15 protein-coding genes are annotated in these 9839 nt (G+C 31.2%); 12 read left to right on the forward strand and 3 right to left on the reverse strand.

Annotated elements, in window-relative coordinates:
- Both ACY191_RS05780 and ACY191_RS05785 read right to left on the reverse strand, forming a co-directional pair.
- Nucleotides 1-938, reverse strand: a 938-nt coding sequence (locus tag ACY191_RS05780; RefSeq protein WP_463269921.1) for an ATP-dependent DNA helicase, incomplete at its 3' end; no start/stop codon positions are given.
- Nucleotides 939-1374: 436 nt separating this feature from the next.
- Nucleotides 1375-2331: an alpha/beta hydrolase family protein gene (locus tag ACY191_RS05785; RefSeq protein WP_463269922.1), complete on the reverse strand. Its 957-nt coding sequence runs from the start codon at nt 2329-2331 to the stop codon at nt 1375-1377.
- A gap of 813 nt (nt 2332-3144) precedes the next feature.
- Between ACY191_RS05785 and ACY191_RS05790 the strand changes: the two genes are divergently transcribed.
- From ACY191_RS05790 to ACY191_RS05840, 11 genes are all read left to right on the forward strand, one after another.
- A complete protein-coding gene (locus ACY191_RS05790; RefSeq protein WP_463269923.1) occupies nt 3145-3717 on the forward strand; it encodes a tyrosine-type recombinase/integrase in 573 nt (190 codons plus the stop codon).
- Between the two features lie 22 nt (nt 3718-3739).
- A complete protein-coding gene (locus tag ACY191_RS05795) occupies nt 3740-3943 on the forward strand; it encodes a hypothetical protein (protein WP_086404302.1) in 204 nt (67 codons plus the stop codon).
- A gap of 24 nt (nt 3944-3967) precedes the next feature.
- Nucleotides 3968-4216, forward strand: coding sequence for a hypothetical protein (locus tag ACY191_RS05800; RefSeq protein ID WP_086404309.1), 249 nt, complete (start codon nt 3968-3970; stop codon nt 4214-4216).
- Nucleotides 4217-4518: 302 nt separating this feature from the next.
- A complete protein-coding gene (locus ACY191_RS05805) occupies nt 4519-4950 on the forward strand; it encodes a hypothetical protein (protein ID WP_463269924.1) in 432 nt (143 codons plus the stop codon).
- 28 nt (nt 4951-4978) lie between these two features.
- A complete protein-coding gene (locus ACY191_RS05810) occupies nt 4979-5413 on the forward strand; it encodes a NucA/NucB deoxyribonuclease domain-containing protein (protein WP_463269925.1) in 435 nt (144 codons plus the stop codon).
- A 269-nt stretch (nt 5414-5682) separates the two neighbouring features.
- Complete coding sequence (locus ACY191_RS05815) at nt 5683-5919, forward strand: hypothetical protein (protein ID WP_000643706.1); 237 nt, start codon at nt 5683-5685, stop codon at nt 5917-5919.
- Between the two features lie 90 nt (nt 5920-6009).
- Nucleotides 6010-6249: a DUF3961 domain-containing protein gene (locus tag ACY191_RS05820; protein ID WP_463269926.1), complete on the forward strand. Its 240-nt coding sequence runs from the start codon at nt 6010-6012 to the stop codon at nt 6247-6249.
- Between the two features lie 159 nt (nt 6250-6408).
- Nucleotides 6409-6576: a hypothetical protein gene (locus ACY191_RS05825; RefSeq protein ID WP_176338817.1), complete on the forward strand. Its 168-nt coding sequence runs from the start codon at nt 6409-6411 to the stop codon at nt 6574-6576.
- 45 nt (nt 6577-6621) lie between these two features.
- On the forward strand, nt 6622-6765 hold the full coding sequence (locus ACY191_RS05830; protein WP_176338816.1) for a hypothetical protein: 144 nt from the start codon (nt 6622-6624) through the stop codon (nt 6763-6765).
- Nucleotides 6766-6859: 94 nt separating this feature from the next.
- Nucleotides 6860-7363, forward strand: coding sequence for a hypothetical protein (locus tag ACY191_RS05835; RefSeq protein ID WP_463269929.1), 504 nt, complete (start codon nt 6860-6862; stop codon nt 7361-7363).
- Nucleotides 7364-7418: 55 nt separating this feature from the next.
- On the forward strand, nt 7419-7775 hold the full coding sequence (locus ACY191_RS05840) for a hypothetical protein (RefSeq protein WP_429793888.1): 357 nt from the start codon (nt 7419-7421) through the stop codon (nt 7773-7775).
- Between the two features lie 129 nt (nt 7776-7904).
- Here the strand turns inward: ACY191_RS05840 and ACY191_RS05845 are convergent, their stop codons facing one another.
- Nucleotides 7905-8975 (reverse strand): hypothetical protein, encoded by a 1071-nt coding sequence (locus ACY191_RS05845; protein WP_463269927.1) that lies wholly within the window; start codon nt 8973-8975, stop codon nt 7905-7907.
- Nucleotides 8976-9314: 339 nt separating this feature from the next.
- On the opposite strand from ACY191_RS05845, the gene ACY191_RS05850 reads away from it, so the two are divergent.
- Nucleotides 9315-9731: a hypothetical protein gene (locus tag ACY191_RS05850; RefSeq protein ID WP_463269928.1), complete on the forward strand. Its 417-nt coding sequence runs from the start codon at nt 9315-9317 to the stop codon at nt 9729-9731.
- The last annotated feature ends 108 nt before the right edge of the window (nt 9732-9839 follow it).

The following is a 9839-nucleotide window of genomic DNA, read 5'->3' on the forward strand; positions in this document are numbered from 1 at the left end:
AATACCTGGTTATTTAGTCTATAGCGGCCTGTATTTGATTTTTTGTTGTTATTTTTAATTTGCTTTAACCAATTTCTTAAGCCAGATGTAGCCTTTTTCCACTTATATTTATCTCTTTTTATATATTTCTCAATATTTCCTAGATGAGAAAGAGTAAAAGATTGTTCCAATTGACCAATAAATGTTTCTAAAAAATCATGAGCTTCATCAATTACCACAATGCCCATATCTGTTTTTAGTACTGGTTCGTATATACTATCTATATCCATTGCACTTAAAAATGAATTTATTAATTGATCATGGTTTGTTATAACAAGGTCATTTTCAATTGCTTTAAATCTTCTTCTATGTTGAAGAGTTGGACAAGTGAGAGAGTATTGACACTCCCTGCAATTTGAACCATTAGATAACTCTAATTCTTTCCATTTTGTATCTTCTATATCAAGCCCAAAATCTTCTTCTAAATCACTTCGCTGTCCACTGTTACTCATTTGGAAAAAGTTAGTGAGTGCATCTTGTTCTGCACGTGAAAATAATGATCTTTCTGGATTATTCATGATTTTTTTAAGCTTAAAATGACAATAATAATGTGATTTTCCTTTTGCTACAAGCGGACTTTTTACTAATCCTAAATCATTTAATAAGGGAACTTCACTTTTCATTAATTGCCCTTGTAAATTAATTGTAGCAGTCGCATACATAATTGTTCGTTGGTTAAATGTATTATGTTTTCTATCAACTAAAAGTGGAACTAATGCACCTAATGATTTCCCTGTACCTACTGGTGCTTCTATAATCATAATTTTCTTATTCGATTCTAAAAATTCTCCAATGTCTAATGCCATTTGTACTTGAGCTGTTCTTACAACGTTCGTATCATAATATTTAGGTAATTTTTCTTCGAATATTTGAAAAATAGAATTGGCTCTAGGATCCATTCAATTCCTCCTATATATTTTTAAACGTGAAAATAGCCCTTTAGTAGTTTAAACTAAAGGGGAGTAAAGATATCTCTAGTTAATCCTATTTAATTATAACACAACATATAGTGCAGAACGAATGTTTTTGATACTAAATACTGTTTTTTATCTCGGGAAAGATAAAAGTATGACCGAAGTCTCGACCTTGTTAGAAAAGAAATGGAAAATCGCATCAATATCAAAAAACAGCCTTTGATATCCTAGGTGTGACATACGAATATCACCTATTGCATAAAAATGTGATTTTTATAATCGTTCTTAATAGAAAATAGTTATCATGACTATATGGTTTAATTCCTTATCTAGTTTATTGTGTAATTATTTCATAGAAAAGAAAAAGCACCTAGAATGGATGCTTTTTAAAATTATATATTTGTACCAGAAGCAAAATATTTTATGTTAAATTTAATTCTTTAAAGCGATCTAAACTATGATAATACTTCAAAATTCCATTAGCCCTAACATCATAATGATATACTTTTCCTAAATTATCTCCCCAAGCACTTAATAAATCTTGTTTAATACGATGATTTTGAATATGGCTATCATATTTCCCTTTCTTATCACTAATAACTTTACTGCTTACTTTTTCTTTAAATACGCTATCATTAGGATTAGCGATAGGATTAAAACCTGGAGCGTTAAATGTCATTGAAAATGATTCACCCAAAGGTAAAGCTCCATCAATCATCTCACTGTGTACCCATTGTGCTAAGTACCCACCAAGTGAATGACCAGTAAAGTACATATGATTTATTAAACTACGATCGCTATTTATCAAATCTCGTACAAATTTTACAGCATCTTCAGCTTGCATACCTCCAATATTCCCAATTACTTGTAATAGGTCTTCTTTTACATCTAGCTTATCCTCTGAACCTCTAAATACAACTGTATAACCATATTTACCAGTATCTACATCCATGTAAAATTTTTTTCTATACACATACGCAGTGAAAGAAGTATCTGGGTTGGTATATTTTTTGTATAATTGCCATTCACCTGGACTCCAAGAACCAATTTCTTTATTTGAATATGAATTTTCAGACATGGAAATAAATTGATTAGGCAAGGATATAGCACCATTAGAAACTCTTGGTGATAGATTTCTATTGTTTTTTTGTTCAATTTCTTTTATCCAATCTGGAAGTGGCGCGGATTCACCTGGTTTCAACTCAATTTCATTATCTGGATCATTTCCTTGTAAAATTGATTGAAATTCCTTTTCAACAGCAGCCTTATCTAGTTCGATAACTTTTGTTTCTTCTGCATAAACTTTTGTGTCTGATATTACTTGCCCTAATGAAATAAAACTTGTTAATAAAAGTAACGACAATGCTTTCTTTTTCATTTTTTCTCTCCCTCTATTTGGTATACAAAAACAATATATATAAATGTAATTGAAATGAAGTGTTAACTATAAGTTTAAGCACTATGCCAAGTCACATCATATACGCCAGCTGTTGGAAAGCAATTTGTATAATAATTTAATCACTAAGTTTAAAAATAAAAATTTAATACTATTACTTATATAGTAGGAGTAACGTTTTTTCTTAATTGAATTTTAATGGTAGACTTCCATTAATTACAAAATTAAGAATATTACATAAAATGTAATGTGTCACCTAAAAGAGGAGGAAGAAATTTGATAAACAATAAACAGAATATTCTATTTGATATAAAAATATAATAAACTTTTACAAAGCTGATTTTTTATCTATTTATAGTAGTCTGTAAAAAGACACATTTAACCATATATTTTCTTTTTCATAAAGAAACAAAAGCTTTGTTTTATGAGGGAGCGTCCCAAAAAGTAAAGTTTTTGGGACTTATTTTATATACAATACGTTATGCTGTAATCCAAAAGGTTAGGGGTATTCCAAAAATTAATTTCAGAATTGAATAAGAAAATATATGCATCGGTTTCAAAAGGTACACCTTTTAGAGCATATTTAATATTTGTAAATCGAAAATTAGTTTTACAAAACATACAAAATGTTAAACTCATGAGAACCAGTGATATCATACGATTTTCTATGGTATTATTGGTTTTTTTCGCTATAAGATGAAAAGAAAAAGATTGTCAGTTTAACTAATTATAGTTATAGTTAAACTAAGTTTTACATATTATAGGTTAAAGCATCGAATTAGGAGGTAGTGTTTTATGGCGAAAGGAGGACGAAAACCTGGAGCAAAAGAGCCAATTCGTTCATTAGAAAAAATTGAAGAGATGAAAGATTGGTTATTACAAAATTCCTCATATCGAAATTACTTTTTATTTTACTTTGGAATTAATACAGGTTTACGTATTAGTGATATTTTGCGATTACGTGTAAAAGATGTTCGTGGAAAAGATGTCATGAAAATTAAAATGGAAAAAACAGATACAACGGTAGAAGTGTATTTCAATTCAGTCTTACAACAAGAAATTGCGAAGTACACAAGTAATCGAGCTGATTCTGATTGGCTATTTCCAAGTCGGCAAGGAGATAAACCCATTACAAGACAAATGGCACATACTTTCTTGCATAAGGCGGCCGAGGCTTGCGGTATTGATTCAGAACAATGGGGAACGCATAGCATGAGAAAAACGTTTGGATATCACTATTACCAGAGGAAGAAAGACGTCTACTATTTAATGAAATTATTTGGTCATGCGACACAAGGGCAAACGTTACAATATATCGGTGTAGAAGCCGATGAGATTCGAAAGACAATGGAAGACTTTATGTTGTAAGAACGAAAGGAGGATATTGTTTGTGGTGGATCATGTTATTAATTTTTTGCTAAATGCTTTACCAAAGAAAAAATTCACTTGTGAAATGTGTCAATTTGTTTTTCCGTTGCCAAGAGGGGACGTAAGAGATTGTAAAAAGAAAAATGATGGTCCCTATTGTCCGAAATGTGGGGATAAACATGGAGGACGAAAAGAAAAAAGTTATAAGACGGTATTTGTAAATTAAGTAATAAAGAATGTGGGATTAAGGATAAAGTGTGTCGAGTTTGAAGCATTAAAAGAATGTGGATCACCAACAGTTTATTTTTGCGAACATGAGATGAAAAATAGTTGTTTGATTGTAATTCCATCATGGAATTGGAGTTTTTTAATGGATTATACAATTGATTTTAAAGATGAAAAGCCTATGTTAATGAATGCATTGGAGAAGTGTGTTTCTTATCATCTTGTGGAGAATGTTGCAGATGTATTTTACGATTTTGCTCTTAGTGAAATTTAGGTAAAGCGTTATTTTTAAAATTGAAGGATTTTAAAAGGAAGTGAACAGATTTATGGGTGAAATCATATTATTGAGTTTTCTCGTGTACATCTTGCTGACTTTTGCTACCTATACGACAATAAAAGATTTTTATTTAGAAAATGAAAAATCGGGATTACTTGTTGTGCTTTCTGTATTTTTATTACCTTTATCGGTGGTAATCACTTATTTTGTGACAGAGCTATTTAATTCTATTTAAGACAAAATTGAATTTGAAGAGGCAATATATCTTATGAGACTAAGAGCATGAAAGAGGTGTAGAAATGAAATTTTTCAATAAAATATTTAAGCCTGTATCCAAACCGACATTTCCTATTGAAGATACTAAAAAATTATCAGAGAGCGAAATTAATTTTCTGATTGAAAAATTTGAAGGTATAGAAGATGCTTTAACATGGATGCTGAAAGAGAATATAAGAATGCCTAGAGTAAGTAATGAACAATTAGAATTTCATAAATTGTTAACATCAAAGCTTACCGATAAATTACTAAATAAAAGTGATTTATCAAAAATAGAGTTAGAATTACTTAATGCCATGTTCAAAGAGCAAGAAGGAATTGTACCGGTGTGCGAATTCGAACTGATATCGGAAATTGAAGGTAAAGAAAATAGGAATGAGATTGAATATGATTTGAAACAACGGGGTTTTGAGTATGTTGAAAATATAGGGTTTATTCGCATTTTAAATTCTTAATTATTCACCAAGGAAAAGGGGGAGTACAATGAAATTCAAAGGGGTTATAACCAGTTTTTTAACAGTAGGGTTATTATTTACAGGATGTTCAGCAATTCCAAATTCAAATCATGCTAAACAAACAAGTGGATCACAAGATATTGCAAAAGTGATAGAGTTTCCATCGAATAAGTATCCAGAAACAGCGGCACATATTAAAGATGCGATTGCAAGTGGCAAAACAGATATTTGTACAATTGATCGGGATGGAGCCGCAGAAAGAAGAAAACAATCATTAGCAAATGTTCCAACAAAAAAAGGATATGATCGGGATGAATACCCTATGGCTATGTGTCGTGAAGGCGGCAAAGGTGCTGATATTAGTCATATAAAGCCAGCTGATAATCGTGGTGCTGGTTCGTACATTGGGAATAAAGTGGAGAAATTACCAAACGGGGCAAAAGTAAAAATTGTTGTGAAATAACGGGTATGGAGCTATGTATATACATAGCTTTTTTAATTTGTCGAAAAAATACGAAATAAAAAAACAAAAAGCAGTTGATTATAGGACTTATAAGTCCTATAATTGAATTATAGAAAAACTTAAAGAAGGAGGATAAATAATAAAATAAGCCATTATCAATGTGATAAATGGCTTTGAAATGAATTTAGGATTTATTTTAGGGAGCCTGTCAATTCCCCTTAATCCTTCTACAAATATTATAACAAAAGTATTGTGGAGGGAAAATAATTATGAAAGCAATTGATAACTACATGACACCTAGTGAAGCCGCATTCTATTGGAAGATACCAGATTCAACTTTAAGGAACAAGTTACAAGAGGGAATTTCTAAAAAAGCGGATCAAGAAAGAGAAGTTATGATTCAACAGGGATTAATCAAATGCTTTATTAAGCCGAATGGAAAGAGAAAAGAATGGATTATTACTTCTGAAGCAATGATAAATTGGTTTGGAGAACGAAAAAACTAATATTTTAAAAGAAAGATGTTCCCTAGCCTGCCAGCTCAAAAAACATCTTTCTCTAATACAGAATCATAATTTAAGAAAGGAAGAATGGCTATGAAACAAATCCTTAATAAAATTACGTCTGGTGAGCTTATTTTAACACAACCTCACCTTAAATTTAAATTCCTCAAAAAATTTTACCTATACATTTCAGAAAATTACAAAAAGTTAAATCGTTATTTTGGTATTGAAGAAAATGTTTCCGATCAGACTTGGTTTTATGGTTTCTTTGTAATCTCAATTTTTATGATGCTGTTCACTTATTTATTTTCTGGTATTCTATTTGGATTTTAAAACAAACCCTTTAGAAAGGAGCGATAACATTGATTCAATCATTAAAGAGCACCATGCAATTTATTGGCTTGGTTTTAATTGGTGCGTTAATTGCTATAAGTTTAACAAATTAAGTAAATATAAGAATTGTGTAAAATCGTTATTTTGGAGGGGAAAAGAATGAATACAAAACCTATTGTTATTGAAATCCCACCAGTTGAAGAATGGACATTAAGAGACCTTAAATCCGTTTGTCGGCACAACAAGATAAAAGGTTATACGAAGATGGATCGTGAGCAGTTAATATATCATGTCAGAGTAATTTTAGGGCATATAAAAGCTAAGTAGAGCTTTGAGAGGCATTGAATAAATAAAGAAAAGGAGAAATGAAAAATGAAAATCGGTGTATCTGTATGGAGAGTTCTTTGCAAAGAAACAAAGTTGAAATTGCTTCAAAATGCTATGCAAGAGAGTAAAAGCCGTTTTACAAAACAATCCTTTTCCATTGCCATAAAGCAACAGAAAGGGAAAGTGTGATGAGTGATCGTATTGGTGAAGGGCACAAGAAATAAGATGCCTTCAAAAATATTTTAGCATGTTCATTTAGGAAATAAAGGGGGAATTTAATGTGATGAAGACAGTTCGATTATTGAAAAGTGAAGAATTTGAAATTGGTACAACAGATAAAAACGGGCACAAATTAAGACAGTCTGATTTTGTTGTTACACAAGATGATTTTGAGGGTATTAGTATTTGTCAAATTCTATACAACAGTATTGCAAAAGAGTTTGTGGCCATGAGTGATTCTAATTGGTGGATACCGTATCATGATTTATCTGTTGCAACAGAAAGGCTAGATTATGTCATTGCGAAAGAGTTTTTGGGGCTAGAAACATGCGGTACATATTGGGGGAAGAATCGCACACCATTTATTAGAATGCCAGTTGAATATTTTAATCCCGTTGAGGAATCCACTTTTATTTTAGAAAAATTAGGGAGGCAATATGACGATCTATTGAGCATAAAAGAAAATGGGTGCTGGTACCTAACAGTGAACAAGAAAATATATAGTGAAAAACGTCTAGGGATAGCCGCCTGTTTAGCCGCTGTTGATACTGTAAGAAACAATAAGTAGGGATTTGATTTTAAGGAAGAAATACAAATTTAAATTATAAATAGGGGGAATTAAAATGTTACATGCAGTTATGCAAGAGCAACAATATTGGAAAGGGCAAAAACAAAAATTTCGAAAGGAAAATAAAAAACTGTTGATTTCGCTAGAACCACATTTGTATGAGAAATTGGAAGAATTAGCACTTTATAATGAAAATTTAGATCAAATTGCATTGGAGTTAATAACAGAAGGATTAGACTACATTTACATGGAAGATATACCCGTTCAGCAATCTCATGCCTTTCAGCATTTTATCGAATTTGAATTAACACCATTTCAACATAAACTCTTACAGCAATTAGCGCTCAAACGGGGATGTTCGATAAGAAAAATGGCATATACAATATTACGTTTCATGCTCCGAACAAAGTAAAAGAATCCAACTATAAAAGAAGGATTCTTTCACCAGGTATTCGTTGGCAAATGACTTCACCTTAGGAATTGAGTCTAGTCCACTCAATTCCTTTTTTATGTTATAAAAAAGAAAGTCATTTGTCAAAAATTATTTGGAAGCCTTAGCATATGAACGCTCTCTGATTTCAGCGCAAAGTTGATCCATTTGTTGTTCTGTAAATTCTTCTTCTCTTATGTCTCCAAATGTTGCTGAACCAAGAAATATTTCATCATCACAGTTGATGTCCCAGGATTCAAAAGGTTTATCACCTTTTGAAACTTTCTTAGTGAACCGCGTCCATTTACCATCAATGCATACTAAATTATTCCAGGGTTTGTTATACAATATTCGAAGTGTAAACTCTTTTTCAGAGTAATAAAAATCATATATTTCCTCTTTTTCGATAAATTTAGACCAATCAATCTTAATTTCCTTTTCTTTTTCAGGTATTTGTCTAGGAGTTGTTTCTTGAAGTGTATACGAATGGAATGGGAATGAAACTAATTCTTCACCTTCTATGTCTTTCATAATCCAAAAGTTATTTTTATCGTCGCCAGAATAATATCGGTACCATTCACCAGTATGTGTTTTGAATACGTGTTCAGTAGGGTTTTTTGTTTCTTTGTAGTATGTTTCTACAATACACATGTTTACAAATCTTCTAGTAGTATCATATGTAATCGATGTACCAGGAAGTTCTTCTTCCCCTATAAACCACTTTTCTATTTTACCATTACACTCAAATTCATATCCTTCATAACGTGCGAAATCTAAAGGATTAGAATAGTCATTGGCGTATTTTTCTGAAGTGAATAATTCTTTTAATTCTAGGGCCGCTTTTAATGATAGCTCATTTATTGATAATAACTTTTTGATGTCATTACCAATTTGAACATTATAAGGCGATAGAATTTTTTGGATTGCTTCTTTTAATCCTAAATCATCAAAAAACAAGCATTCATACTTATCTGGATTAAAAGAACTTTCAAGTACCAAACAATCCATGTCTGATGCATCTTCCATGTTAATCCATTTTTTAGGGTATTGTAAGTCACCTTTTTTAATAAGATATCCATTTAATTGTATGTATGTTTGAATCTTTTCAGCAGGAAATACCACATAGTCATAATTAGAGTTGTCTACTTCAAATATTCTTTTTCCATCTAGTAAAATTTCCATCTTGTTGCCCCCTTATATTTTTAAAATTTTCTATATTATTTTACCATCTAATGATATCTTGGTCCTTTTTTATACAAGTTTTTTTGTAGGACATGAAAACCAATCTTTTTTTAAAAGGCTTATTTTATTTTTGGTAGACAACAGATGACAACGTATATCAGACAATCAGTGATGAATATTCTTTACCAAAGCAATTACCAAAGTGGATATCAACCTTATAACCAAAGAATTTATCATGATAGTACTATCAAAAGAAATCCTCGATTGGCACATGTTTTTAGGGGATTTTGAGTTTTGTTTATAGTAGGAGGAACGGAATGAGAAAAAGGAGGGGGAACAATGAATAATTCTTATGAGATTATTGGTAATCAAATTAAATATTATTTGAGGGATGATCTAACGAGAGGATGGAACAACATACCTAGTCCGCAATTTCGAAATGTGAAAGAAATTACAGAATGGTGTGGAAGTTCAACAAACGAAATTATGTGCGGGTGGGATGCGCTCAATCAAAATGCAATGAGTGCAACGGATACAACAGATTTTATATATAGGTGGATTAGTTGGTATGTGACAGAGCCATTAGACAGTACAGCACGAGAAATACGAAAGTTACCAGATGAACTTGCAAGTTTCATAACAAATGTACCTGTTGATACATTGGAACTCATTAAGAATACCTCTCATATGGTGTTAGATTGTATATGCTTTGTATTGGACTGGATACCAAATTTGTTAACAATATTCTTTTTTTAGGAGGGAAAACATGCTGAATCGAAAAGAAACAATTTCTTTTCAAGCCTTTATGGACCAATCTTATAAGAAGAAAAAGCAAACAAAAATATATAGTATTGGCCCTATTAG

The sequence above is a fragment of the Staphylococcus sp. TCBT05 genome, from assembly GCF_055179755.1.